We start from the raw sequence: 22,122 nt of genomic DNA, 5'->3' as shown, positions 1-22,122 counted from the left end.
TTTGTTTCCCTATATTTTACTCTATTGCGATCTGAAAAAGATGTAAATGTTGCAATAACTCCGCTAATCCTTACCCATCCTTTGTGACAAAACAAAAAAAAGCCCAAGAAGCAATGAGCTTCTTTAGGCTTACATTTCACACAATTTATACTCGAATCCATTATATTCGATGCTGAGATGCCGTCAGGCGTCCTTCGTAATCAAAAGTAAGCTTTTTGAACAACCTCTTTTATGCCGCATCTGTCGATTCTGTTGTATCATCTGTGCTTGGTTCTATAATTTCGGTCGCATCTGGATCAAGCCAGCTGGCAATCATTGTCCGTACATGTTGCAGATCTTCTTCCGATAGATCGTAATACCAGACACCGCCACGCATCGCACCCGTACCCTGTAACATATAATTGCTGATCGTAGGAATGCTATCTTTCATGTACAATGACTCGGCAAACTTCACAATAAAATCAGAGTTCATATTTGTTGTAAAGTTGGAGCCAGCAATCTTGATGACATCCGGGATTTTAGTTAGGTTCTTGACCTCAAGCGCACGATTCATGAATGCATTAAGAAAAATCCGATGACGCATCGTCCGGTTAAAATCGGAATCTTCACGATAACGCACATATCCCAGCGCTTCCTCTCCGTTATAGATCGGTTTGTTCGCTTCGACGAACAGTTTTTCATGCGTCTTTAGCTTGTTCTCAATATTTTTCTTGATTGGCAGCTCAACACCGCCTACCGCATCAACAATATCTTTCAGACCATTAAAGTTAATGGCCGCATAGAAGTCTACTTTATTCTCCAGCAGCTTCTCCACAGTATCCATAGCCATCTTGGCCTCACCGTGGGCATACGCTGAATTAATCTTCGATTTTACATCCCGACCTACGATTTCCGTATAGGAGTCACGCGGAATGGACAGTAACAGTACTTTATTATCTTCTGGACGAACAACGGAGTAGATGATGGTATCCGAACGACTTGGTTCGTTGTCACGTTGATCAATTCCGAGCAGTAGCAGCGAGAATGGATCGGTATGTTCCACAACGGGTGCATCTTCATTACCCGCTGGTTTGTAGGAATCATCCAGTGCTTCCTTCACGGTATTTGAGGCGAACATGTTAAATGCCAGTAAGACCAGTTGTTTTTGATAAATAAATCCCAGTCCGCCTAACAAGACAAGAACACTCAGGGTAATGATCAGGGGCTTCTTCCATCTCTTCTTCGGTTTCTTTGGCTTCCGTCTGGTTAGATGAGCTGCACTGTTTTCCATGATTTCTCCTTTAACTCTATAAGAGCGGTTTCTAACAATCATTTAACTATATTAATAACACCATTTCAATAGATTAGGTTATAATCGCCATGATAAGATATGGCACAGAAAGGAGCGATACATGATGGAATTTCGACATTTAGGCAACAGCGGCCTACGCGTATCTGCACTTGGTCTAGGCACCAATGCATTCGGCAAACGTGCTGACGAACCGACGTCTACCCGTATTATTCATGCCGCACTGGATCAAGGGATTAACTTCATCGATACCGCTAACATCTATGCTGGCACCGAATCCGAACGAATTATTGGACAAGCCCTTGCAGGCAAACGGGAAAACGCTGTGCTTGCTACCAAGGCCGGACTCCCCCGGCACGATGGTCCTCATGGGCGGGGTTCCTCCCGCTATCATTTGCAACAAGAGCTGGAGCAGAGTCTCCGTCGTCTGCGGACGGACTATATTGATCTGTACCAGATCCATACCTTCGATCCGCATACACCGCTCGATGAAACGTTGCGCACGCTGGATGACATGGTATCCTCCGGCAAAGTCCGTTACATCGGGGCATCCAACTATGCCGCATGGGAGCTGATGAAAGCTCTCGGCACAAGCGAGTTGAAGGGCTACGTCCGTTATATTTCAACGCAAACAAGCTATTCCCTCGCTGACCGTACACCTGAGCTTGAATTGGTACCGCTTTGCCTGGATCAAGGCGTCGGCATTATCCCGTATTTCCCGCTGGCTGGCGGTATCCTGACTGGCAAGTACAATGGAGAACAAGCTGTACCATCTGGCTCTAGGGCAGATACCGATCCATCTTTCAATCGTTTTCTGCTGGAGCACAATATTCATTTAGGACAACAGGTTAGCGAGAAAGCGGCAGAACATGGTTGTTCCCCGAGTGTATTATCCCTCGCTTGGCTACTGGCACGTCCGGCCGTTTCAACGGTTATTGTTGGAGCCACACGTACAGAACAACTGGAGCACAATCTCCAGAGCCTTGATCTCAAGCTGACATCCGACATGATGGCTGAACTGGATCAGCTTAGTGATTCGTTCCGTCATAGGGAGCCTTTTGCAACCTACCGGCTAACTGAATAACCATAAATCTAAACTTGCAACCATTCATTGTTCATCATAATTTCTCTTAAGCTATGAGCTAGCTTAGCAAAATAATTAAAGCCCAAAATAAATAACCTCCCGGCTGCAACGTCAGGGAGGTTTTCAATGGTTGAGTATGATTTTATGTAGGATAATCTTCTTCTCTCACTACAATGTGTAGTTTAATAATGTATACAAAATCCAATAAGTCCGTTATTCGGATTTATGATTAATAAACTCACGTAAAATATCCATATACTCTTCCTTACGATCACTTACCAGATCAAAAAACGCCTTGTCCGCAGCCTCTACAACCTGAATCCCCCGATTCGCAAGAGCCGTGCCCTCTGGAGTTGTAGAAATAATATTTGCTCGTGTATCCATCTTATGACGAGTACGTTGAATCAGCCCTCTCTTTTCAAGCGCACGAAGAACTTGGGATGTGACATTAACATCAACATTAGTAAATTGGGAAATTTGAACCTGAGTAATACCATTACCCTCTTCATCGCGTTCATTCAACCATAAGCATCCATGTAGAAGTACAAATTGTGGGTGTGTTAACCCAAGCGGCTCTAGAACCCGTCTCATTTCCTTACTCCACATGGTTGTAACCTGCCATAGCAGGTGTCCTGGACTTTCATTTGCATTTTTAAACTGTGAACTCATCTCAATTCCTCCATCATCGATGCCTTAGAATTCTACTTAAATTTCATATACTAGAGAATAGTACAGAATAATGGTCGTCACAAGAACCGGCTCATGGCGGCTTTATCACGCTTTGGGACAACCACTATATCTAGGCATTACAGATTAATTATTGTTATAACGTTTTTGCCATCCTATCCGTTGCAACTTTGCAGCTTATTTCATGGCTGTTTAGCGTGAAGGGATAAATTGCTTCACCCATTGTCCGAACCCTTGTGGATTACGACTCTGGATCAAGACCGTTCCTTCTCCCCTGAACCGGCATACCAATCCTTCTCCACTAGTTACGCTGGACAGCCAGCCCTGTGATGCCTTCTCAATGCGATAATTCATATACTGAGGCCATGCAACGAGATGCGCATTATCAACGATCACCTCTTCGCCCGCAGCCAGATGAATGGCATGGATTGCACCATACGAGGACAGAAATACCGTTCCCCGACCACTGATCTCAATAATGAAGAATCCTTCTCCCGAAAAGAGACCTTTTTTGAGATTCTGCATTTTGCTATTCACCTGAATACCTTCAGTACCCGCGAGAAATCCATCCTTCTGAACATAAAGAGAGTATGATCCGTCTAACTCAACCACTTGCACATCTCCCATGCTTGCAGGCGATAATAGAACCTCTCCCGATCCTCCAGTTGCCGTAAGCTCTTGAAAGAAGAACTTCTCCCCACTAATCATGCGTCCAAACCCTGCGAACATGCCGCCTTCCGCAGAGCCTCTCAGTTCAACCGTAGGGGTCATAGATACCATCGCTCCACTCTCAGCCTTGAACCGTTCTCCGCGCTCCAGATTAACTTTTAGCATAGCAAACGCACCTTGATGCAGAATCTCATAATTCATTGCTTCATCAGCTCCTTGTGGTCTTCAGAACCAAAATCATTCAATCCATTGTCCTCTAACATCAAAGCCTTATCGCCATATTCTCTTACGATATGCTGATCGCCCCAATTGCATAATGCATTGAGTATCGGTTCCAAACTCCGACCATAATCGCTTAATTCATACTCCACCTTCGGTGGAACCTGGTTATACACGATTCGATTCACAATGCCATCATCCTCAAGCTCTCTCAATTGCTGTGTCAGCATCTTCTGTGTAATGGCGGGCATAATGCGCTTCAGATCACTGGTGCGTTTCTTCCCGTGGGTCAGATGGCATAAAATCACACATTTCCATTTCCCGCCGATAACCTCAAGGGTTGCCTCAACAGAAATGTTGTACTTCTTCCTCTCCATGGTATATCTCCTCCCTGGTGAATTTCATTAACGGTATAGGCACCAAAAAGTACGTATGGTACTAAAAAGTACGTACTACTCATTTTGTATGGAATATCTCATAATAGCATTTGCCAGTACGTAAATCCACATTCCAGGGAGTTGAGCTATATATGTTACAAAGTTCCAAACGAAGTACTTTCGCGCTGCTGGCACTCGCAATTAGTGCATTTGCCATCGGCACCACGGAGTTTATCAGCGTAGGTCTGTTGCCGCTTATTGCAGACGATCTAGGCATATCTGTAACCACAGCGGGATTAACCGTTACCTTATATGCACTTGGCGTGACGTTTGGGGCACCCATCCTGACCTCTCTAACGTCTACTATCTCACGCAAAACGTTGTTACTTGCAATCATGCTTGTTTTTATTGCTGGCAACACGCTTGCGGCATTATCTAGCGGGGTTACGCTGTTGCTTATTGCTCGGATCATCACGGCTCTGTCCCATGGTGTGTTCATGTCGATCGGTTCAACCATTGCAGCAGATCTTGTACCTGCCAATCGTAGAGCTAGCGCGATCGCCATCATGTTCTCCGGTCTGACCATTGCGACCGTAACCGGTGTACCTCTGGGTACCCTCATTGGTCAGCACTTGGGTTGGCGTGCAGCTTTTATTCTGATTGTGGTCATCGGACTCATCGCTTTGGTCGGCAATCTGCTGCTCGTGCCCTCCACACTGGAGCGCGGCACACGCACGGCCTTCCGGAACCAACTGAAACTTGTGACCAATGGACGATTGCTGCTTGCTTTTGCCATTACAGCCGTCGGGTATGGAGGAACGTTTGTTGTTTTCACCTATCTGTCTCCACTATTGCATGATATTAGCGGGTACGCTGAGCAAACGGTGGCACTCATTCTGCTTGTGTACGGCATCGCTATTGCGATCGGTAATATCCTTGGTGGAAAAGCAGCCAACCGTAGTCCACTGCGGGCACTTTTCTACATGTTTATGATCCAAACCGTCATTCTGGGTATACTATATTTCACATTTCCCTTCCAAACAGCAGCATTGGTTACCATTCTAGGGATGGGGCTGCTTGCTTTCATGAATGTCCCCGGATTACAGATGCATGTAGTGACACTCGCAGAGCGGTATGCACCGCAGGCGAAAGACGTAGCCTCAGCATTTAACATCGCCGCCTTTAACGCAGGCATTGCCATTGGCGCCTATCTCGGTGGTGTAATCACCGACTCCATAGGCTTAATCCATACAACATGGGTAGGTGCACTTATGGTGCTCGTTGCGGTCATCCTAACCGCTTGGGCGAGAGTACTGAACCGTAAAGAAATGAATGTACCGGCTCATGAGTAACGTCTCGCACTAAAGTCTACGAATCAAGATACCCTCTAATCTAGGAACTTATCTTGAGTAGGGAACCGGTTTCAAAAAAGTGTATAGTTATATAATATACGTTGATTCCAATTTGATCTACTATGATTTGATTTTGTATCATGAAATAATAGCAATTCTGCATGAAGTAACGAATTGTATACACATCAAGGAGGAAATTTTAATGACAACAGCACATAACCTACAATCGACAACAACATTGCATAACGGCGTTCACATGCCTTGGTTTGGACTCGGTGTATTTAAAGTAGAAGAAGGAGCAGAGTTAATCGCAGCGGTTAAACATGCCATTAAACATGGTTATCGCAGTATTGATACTGCTGCGGTATATGGCAATGAAGCTGGCGTAGGGCAAGCGATTGCTGAAGCATTACAAGAGAACAACCTTAAGCGCGAAGACCTCTTCATCACCTCCAAAGTATGGAATGCCGACCTTGGATACGAAGAAACACTTGCCGCTTTTGATACAACGATGAATAAGCTGGGACTCGACGTCTTGGATCTATATCTGATTCACTGGCCAAAAGCGGGTAAATATAAAGCTGCATGGAAAGCCATCGAGGAGCTTTACCAAGCTGGACGGATTAGAGCAATCGGAGTAAGTAACTTCCAGATTCATCATTTACAGGATCTCATGCAGGACGCTACGATCACCCCTATGGTGAATCAGGTGGAATACCACCCTCGTCTGACGCAGATGAAACTGAAAGCTTTCTGTGAAGAACACAACATTCAACTTGAAGCATGGTCGCCGCTCATGCAGGGTCAGCTGTTGGACAACCCGGTGCTGACAGAGATTGCATCAGTAAAAGGTAAGTCGGTTGCACAGATCATTTTGCGTTGGGATCTACAAAACGGTGTCGTTACGATTCCGAAATCCACTAAGGAACATCGCATTGAAGAGAATGCTTCGATCTATGATTTCGAGCTATCTTCTGAAGAGATAGAACGAATCAATGCGCTGAATGAAGATCAACGCGTTGGCCCTGATCCGGATAACTTTAATTTCTAATGCGTTAAATTAGATATCTCCAGCTAATCATATCCATAAAGCCTCCATACCTACGCCATGGCGTAAGGTATGGAGGCTTTTCGTACAATCTCAGAAACTTCAATGTAGGGAATATAGTTAATACGAGAGCAACGCTCTCTACAGCTATAATATGATTCACGGACACATGCCAATAAGTATGCTAACCGCTTGGCTTCTGAATCGGGGTGGAGGCACGGAAAGGTTGCCAATCATCCTCACCCGACAAAATAAGAGGTACCGTATATTCGGCCGCTTCCTGCTCCGTTAGAAGGTTAGCCCAAGGCACACGACCTCCTGCTTGTGCTTTTCCTGGCCCTGAACTGTTATATTCTGCGAATACCACCGTGCTCTCTGCATCTGTTTTATTCCAGTTATGCCAGCCTTCCTGCTTCACATGGGCTCCAATCCAGCACTTGAGGAAGCACACTTTTGCGTAATTGCGCCAAGGCCGTCCAAGATACACCGATTCAGGAGGTGCATTGCTGGTCAGATCACAGTCAATAAACACATAACCATACTTCACATCTTCAGGCGTGGAAGCTGCAGTAACATAGCCTTGCACTTCTGCCTTTGCCTGATCCGTACCAGACACACGAACTTTAGAGAAGATCTCACAATCTTTGAATACCGCCGTCGCCGAGCCAAAAATAAAATCAACATCGCCCTCAATGTAGCAACCTTCATAGTATTGTCGTAGCTTACGCCGCTCAGCCCCATCGCGAGGGCCGCCAAAAAAGCTTCGATCTAACGGTTGCTCCGGGAGCGGCCCGGTGAAGATTGTATCCTGGTGCCCAATGAATCGGCAGTTCCGGAAGGCTGCCCGGTCTCCATCAACATAGATGGCTAGAGCCTGACCAACAACCTTACCTGGTCCCGCTGAGTTTACGAACGAGAGTCCTTCTGCGGTAAAGTCATCAGACCCAACAAGCACAGTATAGGAGTGAAATGTATGATAAAGCTCGCCATTCGGGAACGTCTTGAGGGCATAGTCATCATACGTGATGATCGTCTGCTCGGCTCCCTCACCGATGAGGTGAACCATAGGCTTCTCAATATGCAGCTTCTCAACATACACACCTGGCTTAATGCGAATCTCTAGCCTGCCTTTAGAATGATCAGGAATTGCATCAATCGCAGCCTGAATGGTCTTGTAATCACCACTTCCGTCAGTTGCCACGGTATAACACAAGGTGTCCTGGTTCGAATCTGTGGGTGGCAGCATGGGTTTTGTCATGACAATCGCTCCATTTCCAGCGCGGCCAGTAGCAGTGGTGCTGTACCCATGAAGGAGTCACTAACTATCTGCTCACTTACGTAATAGCTGTACGATCCGTCTCGATCAAGACTGAGTCCTGCCCCATGACATATGCTGTTCAGCTTCACCCCATCTGCCGTCTCTTCTACCAACCGAGATGTTAGACCTTGCCATCCTTTCTCAGCCGCTTGCTTGAACTGTGGCTCCAAATAACGCAAGCGCACACCTTTAGCGAGTGCATACACAAACATACTGGAACCTGAAGCTTCCAGATAGTTGCCTTTGCGGAACCCTTGATCCAGCACCTGGAACCAAAGACCACTATCCTGCTCCTGCACGCGTACCAATGCGTTACACATCCGCTCGAAGATACCAATAATCGTTCCCCGCTTCGGGTGATGGATTGGGAAATGTTCTATACTGTCCACGATGGCCATCGCATACCAACCCATAGCTCGACTCCAGAAGTGTGCGGAACATCCTGTCGTAGAGTCTGCCCACACCTGCTCCTTCGATTCATCCCATCCATGATAGAGCAGACCTGTTCGCGGATCACGTGTCTTACGTTCAACCAGCAAAATCTGATGAGCGACCTCATCCCATAATTCCGGGCGATTGAATTTTTTCGCGTATTGTGCGAGAAAAGGGGAGGACATGTACAGTCCATCCAGCCACATCTGGAATGGATAGATTTTTTTGTGCCAAAAGCCACCTTCCGATGTTCTTGGCTGCCCCGCCAGTTGTGCCGCGAGTAGATGCGCCGCTTCCTCATAACGCTGATCTTCGGCATCTTCCATCAGCCGAAATAGATTCTTACCCTGATTAATCTGATCCAGGTTGTATTCTTCAAGCGAATACGTCGCGATCGAACCATCCTTATGAATATATAGATCCATATGCCGCTTCATAAAATCGATATATTCGCCTCTGCCATACTGTTCACCCGTTTGCGCCATCGCCATAAGAGTCATGCCTTGAACATAAGCCCAGCGTTCAGAAGGAAATGCATGATAACCGTCATTGTCACATTGCTCTACAATCGTCTCTGCTATTCGTTCAGACCAGGATAACTGCGTCTGTATTGGCATAAAAACCAACCTCCTAGGATGTGATACGGTAATGTATATTGCAAACTCGATCCTCAAACGACCAAAATACCTGTTATTCGTTATTGATGTTCAGGTAATCGCTTCCGAGAAACTGCCGTTGAACTGCGGTGATTCAGCTGCGGTTGAATCACCACCGGATACTCCCTCTGCTCGCCGCGAATCAACGATACGATTAACTCTGCTGCCTGTGCCGCCAGTTCCTCCAGCGGTGGACCAATCGTGGTGAGCGCGACTTCGGCGTACTGCATATCCGGCAGATCATCATAACCAATTAATGATATATCCTTAGGCACGTTATAACCGGCTTCGAGAAGCGCACGCAGCGCCCCCCGGGTCACCAGGTTGTTCAGCCCGATAAACGCTGTTGGTGATTCCGACCCAAATGAATAATTTCGAATGGCAAAATATCCGTCCTCCCACGATGAGTGCGCAGGCAACACATAGTGAGGTTCAAATTCAAGACCTGTACGCTGCAACGCTTCCCGGTATCCCTCCAGCTTGATATTCTGGGAGTTTCCGATGAATCCGATTCGACTATGTCCCAGGGATTGAAGGTGCTGTACAGCCTTGTAGATTCCTTCTTTGCGATCAATCTTGATGTAAGGTGAATTCGGGGCTTCATCCGTACCGAGTACAAAACAAGGCATGTTCAAGGTAGCGAACTTTTTCCAGAAGGCTTCCCGATCTTCGAGCGCGTAATCCCAGAGGATACAGCCGTCCACACGTAACTGACTGAATATATCCACTCCATCATCCGCTACAACGAGGATCATCTGGTAGCCCCGTTTCTTGAGTTCCGCATGCAAATTGCCTGATATGTTGGAGAACAATGGATTGCTCAGTTCATCAAGAACAAAGCCAATGATGTTGCTTCTGCCAGTGGAGAGCTGCTGAGCCATAATGTTTTTTCGATACTGGTGCTTCTCTGCCACCGCGAGCACTTTCTGTCTCGTCGCAGGTTTGATTCGAGGATCACCGTTGAGCGCCTTGGATACCGTGCTATAGCTCACCCCTGCCAGTTTGGCAATGTCCTTAATGGTTATCAAAATCAATCAACACCTCTCATACCTTGGGAAACTTATTGCTGTGCAGCCTTATACCGGTCATATTGCGCCTGTCTGCCGGCAATAACTTGCTCAATGTTCATTTTCTTTAATGTTTCAATATAACTATCGAACTGATCTAGACTTGTATCTCCACTAATAAACTTGAAGTTCATTTCTTCCACATATGTCGTAATATCCGGCATGGACATGCTCTCTACGCTAGCTTCATCTGGCAGAGCATACACAAACGGGAAGGGCTCACGGATATACGGTTCCATTTCCTTATCAAGCTTGGCATGCCACTCTGCTACGACGGAATCCGCAGAATCGGTAGATTGGATATTCGGCAGATTGACCGGCCCAATACCGAGCTTCTGAATGTATTCGTTGTCTTTACCTTTATCCGTGAAGGTCTTTACGCCATTTTCTTCGGTGTATGTGTCATCCTTGATGCCCCATGTGTAGTACGTCTGTGCTTCCTCACTTACCGCATAATCCAGGAAACGGAAAGCTAGCTCTGGATTTTTACTGTCCCGTGTAATCCCGAAAATGCCACTCACCGGTGTACGTCCAATATAGAACTGGTCACCATGCGGCCCTTTTAACGGCAGGATACCTTTGAAAATGGGCTCAGCCGGGTCGTAATCCTTGTACAGCGGACTGTAGACCATCGACATATACCAACTAAAATTAAACGTTGCACCTGTTAAATCCTGCGAGATCCGAGAAGTTACCTGATCACTCGTTGTGCTGGCATAATCTACACCGAGCAGACCTTCCTTATAAAGCCCGTTCAGATAGGTCAAATATTCCTTATAGGCAGGCTCATAATAGCTGAAATGGACCTTGCCTTGATCGTCAGCGTAGAATTGGTTCGACAGATCCAAACCAAATACTGGTCCAAATGCCATCGGAATAAACTTGGATTCCATGGACAATGGAATTTCATCCGCCTGCCCATTGCCATTCGGATCATCGGTCTTGAATTTGCGCAGCATTGCTGTGAACTCATCCAGCGTTGTTGGCTCGTTCAAGCCGAGCTTCTTCAGCCAGCGCTGATTAAGCATAAATACAGGCATATAGTTTTTGGTCAGCGTTTGCTGTGGCACATAATACATTTTACCATCTGGCGTTGTTAAACTGGCTTTGACAGAGGGGGATTGTTCATATATTTTTTTGAGGTTCACCCCGTACTTATCCACCAGCTCATTCAGTGGAATAAACAATCCACTATTAATGTATTTCATAAGCTGGTCCTGATCCGGCAAGTAGACGATATCTGGTAAGCCAGTGCCTGCTGCCAGCCGTGGATTGACTGCATCCGCATAGTTCTGGGGCGGAATCAGATCCCAATCAACCTCAACCCCTGCATTACTCTCAATTTTTTTGACAATGGCGGCGGTAGATAGATCAACGTTGGTCGTCCACGCATTCGTTCCAAGAATGGACAGCTTCGCATCAGGCTGATCGGTCACCGGTCCTGCTCCGGTGTAATTGAATGCTGGTTCTGAGCTTGTTGGGGCATTTCCTGCATCGGTTCCTGTTCCGGCACCGCCGCTACATCCTGCTAAACTGATCGCCAATATGGCTGCAATGACACCTTTTCTTCCTGCTCCTCTAATTCTCATCCGCTAATCCTCCTTGTTATGAACAACCTGGGTCATACGGTGATCAAGTTGTAAGGCTATCCTTTCACGGCTCCGAGGGTAATCCCCTTGACGAAGTACCGTTGGATAAATGGGTAGATCGATACAATCGGTAGAATGCTGACCACAATAGATACGTACCGGACTTGCAGTGTTGAGACTGCCAGCGCACCTGAAGTCATGGTACCTCCCATCTTCTGCATCACCTCAGGTGAGGCCATGATCAATACTCGGCGTAAGAACATCTGTAAGGGCTGCATATCCTGCTTGCCGAGATATAGCAGCGCAGAGAAGAAATTGTTCCAGTGAAATACGGCATAATACAGCGTTAGAACAGCTAATGTTGGTTTGATAATAGGCACCGCCAGGCGGTATAGCATGGTCATTTCGTTGGCACCGTCGATGCTTGCGCTCTCGAAAATCTCATTCGGAATGCCTTCAAATGCAGAGCGACAGATCATCACGTTAAATGTAATGACCAGCACAGGCAGCACCATGACCCAGCGTGTATTGTACAGTCCAAGAGATGTAATCAACATATAGACGGGAATGAGTCCACCCGAGAAATACATCGTAAAGGCGATGAAAAAGTTCAACTTTCTACGCAGGAAAAATTGCTGTCTGGATAACGGGAATGCCGCTAAACAGGTCGCTACAATATTGAGCAGCGTACCTACGACGGTGTACCACAGGGTATTGTAAAACGAGACCCATAACTCGCTATATTGCAGCACCATTTTATAACCCGATAGCGTAAAACCTACTGGCCACAAGACCACTTGTTGTTTGTCGATGGCTTCCACCGAACTGAATGAAATGCTGACAACGTACAGAAAAGGATATAACGTAACAGCGACTGCCAAGATGGTCAGCAAATAGATAAATGCATAGAATAACCGGTCACTTCTCGATTTTTGCATATCAGATCTCCTTTGGAGGGAATGGTCTTACCAGAGTGACATCTTGGTCAATCGCCGAGTCATTGAATTGGCTGCAAATACAAGCACAAACGTGATGATAGAGTTAAACAGACCTACAGCTGTTGCAAAACCGTAATTCTGGCCTTCAATCCCCATCCGGTATACGTAAGTGGATAATACATCGGCCGTCTCATAGGTAGCTCCGTTATAGAGCAGATATACTTTCTCAAAACCTACACTCATAATTCCACCTAGCGACAGGAGCAGCAGAATGACAATCGTTGGTTTGATACTTGGAAGAGTTAGATGCCACAGCTCTTGAAATTTGTTGACTCCATCAATCTTGCCGGAATCGTACATCTCAGGGTCTATGCCCATAATTGCGGCAATGTAGATAATGGAGCTGAAGCCGAAGCTCTGCCATATATCCGAGCTGGTGAAGATGGTACGGAACCATCCGGCGTCCATCATGAAGTTCACTTTTTCCATACCAAGCTTGGCGATCAGGGTGTTGACGATTCCGTCTGTAGGGGACAGAAAATTGATAATCATGCCTGCAACAACGACGGTGGAGATAAAGTGCGGAAGATACGTTACGGTCTGGGCAAATCGCTTGAAGGTTCGATTCTTGATCTCAACGATACAGACAGCGAACAGGATGGGGATGGAGAATCCGAATAGAAGCGGTAGGAAGGCGAGTAGGAACGTGTTGCGTAGCAGCCTCCAGAAGTAGATGGAATTCACAAACTGATCAAACCATCTTAGACCAACCCATTCCCCACTGAACATTCCCTGACCGGGGATGAAATTCCGAAAGGCGAGCAGAATGCCCGGCATGGGGACGTACATGAAAATCACGTAATACAGAAAGATTGGAGAGAACATAAGCAGCAAATACTTATCCCGTTTGACTAGGCTGAACAACGTGGACATCCGTTTTTTCACCTTGAATCAATCCCCCTCGAAATAAAATTACAACGTTTGAATTTTTGGATAGAATTAAATCTTTTTTCCATAATCACACCTACTCAGCAAATTCATTATAGTTAATAAACATGATTAAATTAGCATAAAGTGCTATATACTCTGATGGTGTGAAGCTGGGTTAATAATCCACGCCCATAATTACAACGTTGTAATTTTAACTTAAATGTATACGCTTACATAAACTTTTAATCATCTTAGCAAAGTCTAACTTGTTTGGCAACAACAAAAATCAGTGTCTAGCTGTAACTTTCTTGAATGCAGTCTCGCATACGCGAGACTGCCCATGATAATTTAGACCTGATTCCGATATTCCATCGGTGTCATAACATACACTCGCTGAAAAGCTCTATACAACTGGCTGACGCTGGAGAATCCCAGCTCATAACTGATTGTGGTTACTGAATCAGTCGTAAGGCGGAGCCTTCTGGACGCTTCTTCTACCCGCAAATTCAGCAAATATTGATAAGGTGTTGATCCCGTAAGAGCCTTGAAAGAACGCATAAAATGATACCGGCTCTGATGCGCAACCACCGCCATCGAATCAATATCCATTGGGCCTGTGTAGGCACTGTGAATGTAATCAAGCACTCGGCGGAGATGAGGATCAATGAATGTACCGGTATCTACCGTTTCTATTTCATTTTCCTGCCCATCAACATACGTCTTAGATATGTCTCAATCGCTAGTTCTGTTTCCTGTACTCGCAGCAAGTCGGGCATGTCATCTAACAAAATGGAATGCCAGCTTCGAAACAAGCTACTGATCTCCGCCGGATCGAAAGTCTGGCCAGGCCGAAACTCAGTCCGTCCCCCACTTAACTCAGCGCCTTCGTAACTTCCTAAAGGCGGTTTACGGAACTTGATCACTATGACAGCCGAATCTGATCCTATTTCAAAATGATGCTCCATTTGAGGATGGGCAACAATCCCCATGCCTGCTTTCAGAGGGTATGCATTCTGTTCCTGTACCAGATAACATTGGCCTCTGACCGGCAGCGTTAGCTGATACCAGTCGTCATGTACATGAGGCTCATTCGCGAATCCACCAGTAGCTTTCCATAATTCCAACCCATTTAGCGTCATGTTTAATTCCATCGTTTCCTCACCTGCTGACATTATAGCAAATCGTGCTCACTTTCCAAGCACTTTTCACAAAGACATGATCTGCCCCCATCTTTTATCATAGAAAAAAATAATTCGAGGTGATCTCCCATGGCTCAGGCCACTTTAAGCAAAATGCAAATCAACTCCTCCGCCAATTGGGCACTCGCCGGAGTTAGTTTCGCCCATCTGCTGAATGATGCGGTGCAGACGGTTGTTCCATCTGCGTTCCCGCTGTTCCAGCAGACCATGCAGCTCAGTTTCGCCCAGATGGGCTGGATTGCCTTCACCCTGAATATTACCGCATCCGTTCTTCAGCCACTAGTCGGTTATATGTCAGATCGCAGGCCAATGCCCATCCTGCTCCCCGGAGGCATGTTATTCTCCCTGATCGGTGTTCTTGGCTTAGCCTTGTCTTCCGAGTTATGGATGCTGCTTGTTTCGGCAGCACTGATTGGCATCGGCTCATCCATCCTCCATCCCGAATCCTCACGCGTGGCGCATATGGCAGCCGGACGTGGACGCGGCATGGCGCAGTCGATCTTCCAGGTAGGAGGCAACACGGGGCAGGCACTTGCTCCATTGCTGGTTGCCTTTATCCTGCTGCCACATGGGCAGCGTAGTTTTCTGTGGCTGATGGGTTTTGCCCTGATCGGCATTGTTATTCAGTCTTATGTCAGTCGCTGGTACAGAGACAAGCTTGCCGAGACTCGCATTCGTCAGCAACAGCCTCTAAAATCAAGCGGCGCAGAGTCGGTAGCTCGACCTATGAGCAGGGGATTCATCGCTTTTACAATGGGAATTCTCATCCTGCTGCTGTTCTCCAAGTTCGTATATATCGCTGGCATGACCGGATACTACGCCTTCTATTATGCCGACGCGTATCACTTGCCTCTCTCCCAAGCGCAGATCTGTCTGTTCGTTCTGCAATTCGCAGGCATGGTCGGAACCCTGCTCGGCGGCCCACTCGCTGATCGCTATGGACGTAAACCGATGATCTGGTTCTCCATTGCGGGCACCGCACCGTTCTCCCTGTTACTGCCTTATGCAGGACCCGTCTTGTCCATGGTGTTGTGCGGAATGATTGGACTAATTCTGATGTCCGGCTTCAGCGTCATCATTGTTTATGCACAGGAATTGCTTCCTCGTCATATTGGAACGGTATCCGGATTGTTTTTTGGCTTGTCGTTCGGCATGGCTGGACTTGGCTCGGTTGTGTTAGGTTCCTTAATTGATGTGACCAGCGTTGCGTTTGTTATCAAGTTATGTTCGTTTTTACCACTGCTTGGTGTGTGTGCTGTATTTCTGCGCAGGGATCGACCAAGAACAGCGTGATGACCGTTGAAACCTTTCCCTTTTTGTGACTACAATACTCCTAAGACAATGGAGGATGACAGAAAGAAGGAATGAATATGATGATTGATGTGCAGCACGTGTCCTGGCGAAGAGGAGCACTCACCTTGTTGAATGATGTCAGTTGGTCCGTCCGCAAAGGTGAGCATTGGGCACTTCTCGGTCTGAATGGTTCAGGGAAAACGACACTGCTTAACATGATTACCGGCTATCAATGGCCGTCTGAAGGTAAGATCTCTGTACTTGGACATGCCTACGGGGATGTCGATTTGCGGCAGCTTCGGAAGTCGATTGGATGGGTCAGCTCTTCACTACAGGAGAAATTACATGGAGGCGACCGAACGCAGCATGTTGTTATTAGTGGAAAGCATGCCACCATCGGGCTGTATGATCAATGTTCGGACGAGGATCTCGAACAGGCGAAAGCGCTGATGAGTACGCTCGGTTGCCAACATCTATGGGATCGAGAGTATCGCACATGTTCTCAAGGGGAGAAGCAGAAGCTACTCATTGCGAGAGCGCTGATGGCTAACCCGCGTATCCTGATTCTGGACGAGCCTTGTAATGGCCTTGATCTATTCTCTAGAGAACGATTACTGGAGAGCATTCATAATCTGACCCTGCGTCCTGATGCTCCTTCTCTCATTTATGTTACACATCATACAGAAGAGATTTTGCCTGTATTTAGCCATAGTCTGCTACTTCGTAGAGGTGAGGTTGTAAACCAGGGATTAACCAGCGAGTTGATGAATGCCGACGTGCTCAGTCAATTCTTCGAAGCTCCAGTTGAGGTTGATCGACATGGGGATCGTGTGTATGTCAGGGCAGCAGAACAATAATTAGCTTATTTCATCAACATCTATTGCTATGTTGTACACACATTTCTGTGTATAGTGCTCTAATTCATCAGCCCAAACCTCTTATCCACATGTGGATAGATGTTTGGGCTGATGTCGCTTAGATGAATTATCCACAGTAAGCTGTGCAAGTTCATCCTTTTATTTGCGAGCTGATAAGAATAAAAATAGCGGAATCCGCTGACGCCGCAGATACGTCTCTTCATTCACAAAATGCTGACGCTGTGGTGCTGACTCCCGTAGATGCTCCACACGGAAACCCGCCTTCTGTAATGCTATGTAGTATGATTCAAGTGCACGGTGCATCTTCTTCACCGAACCACCTAACCACTGTTGCTCCCGAAACCCTTCGATAAAATATTGATCTACAATCCAGTTCGTTCGAGTACCTGAAGGCTGTAAGGTGGATGTGATTACTGGATGTTCAACCGAAAAACTGAACGTTCCTCCGGCCTTTAAGGTGTGATACACCTTTTGGAATAGGCTGTCGATATCTTCGATGTAGTGAATGGCTAATCTGGATACGGCCAGGTCATAGGTCTGCGCCTCATCATTCCAATCCTCAAGGAACGCTTGCTTGATCTGAGCATTCAGACCTTTTACCGATTCGTGAGCTACATCTACCATATTGACCGATCCCTCAACCCCGGTGTAGCTAGCCGCTTGATGTTTCACTCCAAGCAATTCTGCACCAAACTTGGCATCACCACATCCTAGATCTAATACGCTTTTGCCTGCGACGTCCCCAATTAACTCCAGCATAATGGGCTTCTCCAACGTATCGTTCGCATTCTCCTGCCACCGCCGTCGCTCCATATACTTCTCAAAGTTAGCCTCATTATCATAGAAATCCGATCCCCTGTTCACCAGCCCCATCGCCTCCTATATGTTCGCTCGCATGAGTATACCTGAAGTCTGTATGCCCGTCCACCTATGGCAAAAGGCCACTTTCCGAAATGTTCAGAAAGTAGCCTGATGGCGTTAGAATGATGTTGATTATCCAAAACGTTGTGTCTTATACCACTTGCTCTCACGCTTCCGAATCTTATCCATTGTTAACGAATAAGATGCCTTAACGGAGATGAGGATAAATAACTGTGCATAGGTAAAGTATGATAGGCAGGCATATATGAAATTGCGTATATTGCTCTGTCCAATATCAGAAGCCAGGGCGAGATTAATCTGTAGCACATAAATGTAGTACATTAATGCCCAAGCGATGACAAGATACACATACACGTCTCCAGAGAACTGGAACGGGGAACTTACCGCTGGATTAAATATACCGATGATACGAAACACGAGGTTAACGATAAAAATAATATCGGATACGATGATCGCAATCATAAACCAAAAATAGCTGATAGCATAGTAGAGCAATAATACCTTACTACGCCAGTTTGTGCGGTTGAACAGGTTCAGAAAATTATCCATAACCACCTGGTAGTTTCCTTTTGCCCAACGTTCACGCTGTTTCATGTATACACTGAGCTTCTCAGGCTCCTGTTGGTACGCCTCAGCTTGGGGAGCCAGTGCAATTAATTGCCCGCGAGCGAGAATGTCAAAAGAAAGTGCTGTGTCTTCGGTAATGGCTGTAACATCCCAACCACCGATCTCACGGATGAGTTCTGTTTTAATAATATAGTTTGTACCTGGAATGGTGCCTAGCTTGAACAACTCCCAGAGGCCGGTGTGATAGACACGTTGTGCCGTAACAAGCTCCAAGTTAATACATTTGGAGAGGAAGTTCTGCCCTCTGTTCCGAGCTTTGTTTCTTCCATATACGACGCCATACTTCTCAGGGTCTTCCAATGACTTCTGTGCTAGAAACATTAACGAATTGCGCTCTGGAGCTGCATCAGCATCGAAAATGCAAATCCATTCCCCTGTTGCTAGCTCCAATCCGTCATTTAATGCACCGGACTTTCCTCCAGTTCCTTTGCGCTCCATCACAGTCACATCACGATGGACATAACGGGTTTTGCTTAGGAAGGCATGCAGCTTCGCCGCGGTATCATCTGTGCAGTTATCGGCAATAACAATAACCTGTACCTTCTCTTCGGGATAATTCATCTGCAATATATGTTCCACGGTAGCTACAATGACCAAACCCTCATTATGAGCAGGTACCATAACCGTTACTGTCGGATAATGATCCATATCTTTAGGAATATGAACGCCTATTTTCTCCTGTTTATGAATGAAACGAATGGCTCCCGTCATGATGAGGATGGACTCAAATACAGCTATCCAGATACTAAAAATTGATAACAGTAAAAGAATATCAGCCACTTAATTTCCTCCGATCATATTTGCGATAGACTTTCGAACGGAATCGAAGCGTGGCAATCGTTAAGCCTATTGTACACACCATAAAAATACAGCTTATAGCGATACATATAGGGATGAACCAGGTTACATAGTTCACGGAGCTTCTCTCCTTCTAGCTAGTTTAGATATATTCACCAATGAGATCTGTCTCTGTGTTCCGTTCAAGCGCAGCAATAACCGCATCAATATCTTCGTATTTATTGAAATTTTCTTTCTGAAATATGAGTGCTCCTGAGCGAATAACCGTCTGTAGTTCATTTCCCTTCTTATCAATAAAAGATAGATCCATCATCGCAGTTTTGATCCGCTGAGTTAGCACCGGAAGATACTCTACGTTCACCATCGGACATAGAATGACAAAACGCCCACGATCTACAAAAAATTTGTAATCCTCAAATCGGATCTGCTTCTGGATCGTGCTGGACAACTCCAACAGAAACTGCGCATATCTCACTGATCCGAGAGATTCCATAACCAAGGGTAGAAATTCAATTTTAAACATCGCCATACTAAATCCATACTGCTCGGAATACCTTTTGGCAAGGTTACTCTGCTTGATAACCGTATCCGCAAGTGCATCCTTGTTTCCAAGCGAGGTATCGAGATCGATCTCTGGATTACGATCCTGCATCTCCTGCAAGCGATCCATAATTCGTGCGCTCCGCACAAGACTCGCCTTAATGAATGCAGCCACAGCAACATTAGCGGGAATGAGTAACCACCATGAGAATGTAAGCACATTAACATCGGCATAAGTTACCAACCACACAAAGTAAGTAACCAGGTACACAAATACGACAACAACTGACACACCGACAGGTAGTATAAAACCTAGAACCAGTGCACCTAGTGACACCATACTAAAAATGGCATCCAGCGTGGTAAAACTTTGATTCATATAAATTTTAAGATATACAACAAGTTGCTGAATTACGGCTAATCCAATCAAGCTGGCATATCCCCATCCAATACGGCGAATAGGTGCTTTATTTCTCATCATTCTCTCCTTTCTACATGTAAATTTTGTTATTTATATACCCTACTGAGTATTTCACCACTTTTCGACAAAATAATGCAAAATATATGCTACCATATTCACCATCTTATAAGATGACAGAATGATTACTTTCGAAGGTATTTTTGCAATTCTGTCTCAGCAATTAATGGAAAAAGGTTATCAAAAGCATGTGTGTTCCCGTTAAATACGTAACCACCGGGATAATTGGGATCCTGGCTTCGGAATGTGATCATATGGTTATACAGTTGTTTAGCCCATTTTGGATCACCTGACTTGATCGCAAGTAGAATTGCAAGTCCATATACAGATGGAGATTCATAGGCAACGACGGGTGTATGGTCACTTCGTTTATATTGTCCAGCTAGCTGCTTGCGGGTCGCAAACTCTTTCTTTAGAAAAGAAATGAGCTTATCCGGTTGGTGACTGGTTGTTGCCAAATGATTCGCCACAATTAATTGATCAATCAGGTTTACCTTGTCATCATAGATATACGTTTTGGAGGTCACATTGAACGATTTGGGATAGAATACACCATCATCCGGCATGCTTTTTAGCAAATACTCGTACTTCTCGTACGTCCCTGGCTCAATCAATTCATACTGCTCCATCGCTTTCAACGCTGGTAAATCCACGTAAGCCAAACTTAAGGTATCCGATGAAATTCCATTCGAGAAATCATGAAAATCGACATAATAGCCTTCCATCTGCACCGACTGATTCAGTGTTTTGGTGAGTTCGGCAGCCGTCTCTAGTACGCTGGCCTTGTCCTGTTCCCACAGTTCAGCAGCCGATAGCAACGCACCTATGATTCGCAGATCATCCCCTAGCGCATTGGTAGTCACCGAAGATTCCCCTTCAGCATCAAGCTTCCAGGCTATATATTTCTGCGGCATTAGAAAATAGGTCGTTAGCAGATCATAGTTTTGCTTGAACAACGCCTCATCGTTCTTGGCGATAGCGTATTGCATCCATAATCCCAGGGACTCTGATAATGCTTCCCGTCCTGCTACAATATCAGGTTCCTCCGATGTAGCATCCTGTAGGTAAGAAGCCAGCGTACCGTTCGGATTGGTCATATGATGCTGCACAAATGCAACCGTTGGAGAACGTTCATCCACTACCCATTGCCCCTTTATATAGATCATCGACCCTGCCGTAATACTAGCAACGACAATAAGCAGCCATAGCAGTCCTTTCCGGCTTATGTTCCTCATGTTGTCCTCCTGTATTCTTCCTCGAAAGTGATCGATCGAGGAGCTGATCATTCCTCCTGATCCATATACGGTCTACGCCCACCCTTCTTCACGAACCGCCAATCAACCTCAATGTTATGACGCATCCGGCGTAACAAAGAGACGGCCGTCTCGATCTCTTCTTTCGTTAATCCCGCCAGTGTAACTTGATCAGAGTGCACCCCTTCTCTGCGTATAAACTCCCACGCCTCCAGACCAGCCTCTGTTGGATATAACTCTTTATTTTTTTTGTTATCCACCGCCGAACGCTTACTAATAAATCCGTCGGATTCCAGTTTGCTGATTGCACGAGCTGCCGTAGTTCGGTCAACCTTGATGAGTTCAGCGAGCTGGTTCGGGATAATTCCCGGGTTCTCACATATGCGATAAAGGTAGAGATACTGCCCCCGTGATAAATTCAAATGTTGGAATTCAACATTACTAATGGAATCCAGACAACGTGCAATCATGCCAATTTCACGCAATACGTCCTTCAACGTACTCACATCCTCATCTAAAT

The 22,122-nt window shown here is 46.0% G+C and carries 22 protein-coding genes; 5 read left to right on the top strand and 17 right to left on the bottom strand.

Features of this window, described 5'->3' with window-relative positions; translation table 11 throughout:
• Positions 1–229: 229 nt before the first annotated feature.
• Positions 230–1,270, bottom strand: coding sequence for an LCP family protein (locus M3636_RS16245; protein WP_128104066.1), 1,041 nt, complete (start codon positions 1,268–1,270; stop codon positions 230–232).
• 124 nt (positions 1,271–1,394) lie between these two features.
• Here M3636_RS16245 and M3636_RS16240 point away from each other — a divergent pair, with 124 nt between their 5' ends.
• Entirely contained in the window at positions 1,395–2,372 is a 978-nt protein-coding gene (locus M3636_RS16240; RefSeq protein WP_251383533.1) for an aldo/keto reductase, read from the top strand.
• 213 nt (positions 2,373–2,585) lie between these two features.
• Here the strand turns inward: M3636_RS16240 and M3636_RS16235 are convergent, their stop codons facing one another.
• From M3636_RS16235 to M3636_RS16225, 3 genes are all read right to left on the bottom strand, one after another.
• Positions 2,586–3,041 carry a MarR family winged helix-turn-helix transcriptional regulator gene (locus M3636_RS16235; RefSeq protein WP_251383221.1) on the bottom strand — a complete coding sequence of 152 codons (456 nt, stop codon included), beginning with the start codon at positions 3,039–3,041 and terminating at the stop codon, positions 2,586–2,588.
• Positions 3,042–3,251: 210 nt separating this feature from the next.
• Positions 3,252–3,929 (bottom strand): TIGR00266 family protein, encoded by a 678-nt coding sequence (locus tag M3636_RS16230; RefSeq protein WP_251383220.1) that lies wholly within the window; start codon positions 3,927–3,929, stop codon positions 3,252–3,254.
• Entirely contained in the window at positions 3,926–4,324 is a 399-nt protein-coding gene (locus tag M3636_RS16225; RefSeq protein WP_056703330.1) for a winged helix-turn-helix transcriptional regulator, read from the bottom strand. The genes M3636_RS16230 and M3636_RS16225 overlap by 4 nt, the downstream gene beginning before the upstream one ends.
• Before the next feature lie 152 nt (positions 4,325–4,476).
• On the opposite strand from M3636_RS16225, the gene M3636_RS16220 reads away from it, so the two are divergent.
• Positions 4,477–5,676 carry an MFS transporter gene (locus M3636_RS16220; RefSeq protein ID WP_251383219.1) on the top strand — a complete coding sequence of 400 codons (1,200 nt, stop codon included), beginning with the start codon at positions 4,477–4,479 and terminating at the stop codon, positions 5,674–5,676.
• 202 nt (positions 5,677–5,878) lie between these two features.
• Complete coding sequence (locus tag M3636_RS16215) at positions 5,879–6,727, top strand: aldo/keto reductase (RefSeq protein WP_251383218.1); 849 nt, start codon at positions 5,879–5,881, stop codon at positions 6,725–6,727.
• Between the two features lie 181 nt (positions 6,728–6,908).
• Here M3636_RS16215 and M3636_RS16210 read toward each other — a convergent pair whose 3' ends face one another.
• From M3636_RS16210 to M3636_RS16175, 8 genes are all read right to left on the bottom strand, one after another.
• Entirely contained in the window at positions 6,909–7,982 is a 1,074-nt protein-coding gene (locus tag M3636_RS16210; protein WP_251383217.1) for a pectinesterase family protein, read from the bottom strand.
• Positions 7,979–9,091 (bottom strand): glycoside hydrolase family 88/105 protein, encoded by a 1,113-nt coding sequence (locus M3636_RS16205; RefSeq protein WP_128104073.1) that lies wholly within the window; start codon positions 9,089–9,091, stop codon positions 7,979–7,981. The genes M3636_RS16210 and M3636_RS16205 overlap by 4 nt, the downstream gene beginning before the upstream one ends.
• 80 nt (positions 9,092–9,171) lie before the next feature.
• The gene (locus tag M3636_RS16200; RefSeq protein WP_251383216.1) at positions 9,172–10,158 is read right to left on the bottom strand and encodes a LacI family DNA-binding transcriptional regulator; all 987 of its coding nucleotides are present in this window, start codon (positions 10,156–10,158) and stop codon (positions 9,172–9,174) included.
• Positions 10,159–10,190: 32 nt separating this feature from the next.
• Entirely contained in the window at positions 10,191–11,786 is a 1,596-nt protein-coding gene (locus M3636_RS16195) for an extracellular solute-binding protein (protein ID WP_251383215.1), read from the bottom strand.
• 56 nt (positions 11,787–11,842) lie between these two features.
• Entirely contained in the window at positions 11,843–12,724 is an 882-nt protein-coding gene (locus M3636_RS16190) for a carbohydrate ABC transporter permease (RefSeq protein WP_056703312.1), read from the bottom strand.
• 27 nt (positions 12,725–12,751) lie between these two features.
• Positions 12,752–13,669, bottom strand: coding sequence for an ABC transporter permease (locus M3636_RS16185; RefSeq protein WP_251383214.1), 918 nt, complete (start codon positions 13,667–13,669; stop codon positions 12,752–12,754).
• Positions 13,670–14,002: 333 nt separating this feature from the next.
• A complete protein-coding gene (locus M3636_RS16180; RefSeq protein WP_251383213.1) occupies positions 14,003–14,248 on the bottom strand; it encodes a helix-turn-helix domain-containing protein in 246 nt (81 codons plus the stop codon).
• Between the two features lie 95 nt (positions 14,249–14,343).
• On the bottom strand, positions 14,344–14,805 hold the full coding sequence (locus M3636_RS16175) for a cupin domain-containing protein (RefSeq protein WP_251383212.1): 462 nt from the start codon (positions 14,803–14,805) through the stop codon (positions 14,344–14,346).
• Between the two features lie 117 nt (positions 14,806–14,922).
• On the opposite strand from M3636_RS16175, the gene M3636_RS16170 reads away from it, so the two are divergent.
• Entirely contained in the window at positions 14,923–16,146 is a 1,224-nt protein-coding gene (locus M3636_RS16170; RefSeq protein ID WP_251383211.1) for an MFS transporter, read from the top strand.
• 71 nt (positions 16,147–16,217) lie between these two features.
• The gene (locus tag M3636_RS16165; RefSeq protein ID WP_251383210.1) at positions 16,218–17,003 is read left to right on the top strand and encodes an ABC transporter ATP-binding protein; all 786 of its coding nucleotides are present in this window, start codon (positions 16,218–16,220) and stop codon (positions 17,001–17,003) included.
• A gap of 159 nt (positions 17,004–17,162) precedes the next feature.
• Here M3636_RS16165 and M3636_RS16160 read toward each other — a convergent pair whose 3' ends face one another.
• The 5 genes from M3636_RS16160 to M3636_RS16140 all read right to left on the bottom strand — a co-directional run bounded on the left by M3636_RS16160 (position 17,163) and on the right by M3636_RS16140 (position 22,099).
• Positions 17,163–17,897 (bottom strand): class I SAM-dependent DNA methyltransferase, encoded by a 735-nt coding sequence (locus M3636_RS16160; RefSeq protein WP_251383209.1) that lies wholly within the window; start codon positions 17,895–17,897, stop codon positions 17,163–17,165.
• Between the two features lie 120 nt (positions 17,898–18,017).
• Positions 18,018–19,313: a glycosyltransferase family 2 protein gene (locus tag M3636_RS16155; protein WP_128104080.1), complete on the bottom strand. Its 1,296-nt coding sequence runs from the start codon at positions 19,311–19,313 to the stop codon at positions 18,018–18,020.
• A 160-nt stretch (positions 19,314–19,473) separates the two neighbouring features.
• On the bottom strand, positions 19,474–20,349 hold the full coding sequence (locus M3636_RS16150) for a diguanylate cyclase domain-containing protein (RefSeq protein ID WP_251383532.1): 876 nt from the start codon (positions 20,347–20,349) through the stop codon (positions 19,474–19,476).
• 125 nt (positions 20,350–20,474) lie between these two features.
• The gene (locus tag M3636_RS16145; RefSeq protein WP_251383208.1) at positions 20,475–21,584 is read right to left on the bottom strand and encodes a glycosyl hydrolase family 8; all 1,110 of its coding nucleotides are present in this window, start codon (positions 21,582–21,584) and stop codon (positions 20,475–20,477) included.
• 47 nt (positions 21,585–21,631) lie between these two features.
• On the bottom strand, positions 21,632–22,099 hold the full coding sequence (locus M3636_RS16140; RefSeq protein WP_128104082.1) for a MarR family winged helix-turn-helix transcriptional regulator: 468 nt from the start codon (positions 22,097–22,099) through the stop codon (positions 21,632–21,634).
• Positions 22,100–22,122 lie beyond the last annotated feature (23 nt).

Origin of the sequence: Paenibacillus sp. MER 99-2 (assembly GCF_023714095.1) — a bacterium.
Taxonomy (GTDB): Bacteria; Bacillota; Bacilli; order Paenibacillales; family Paenibacillaceae; genus Paenibacillus.
The sequence above is the reverse complement of the archived record's forward strand: the minus strand, read 5'-3'. Positions and strand labels throughout refer to the sequence as shown.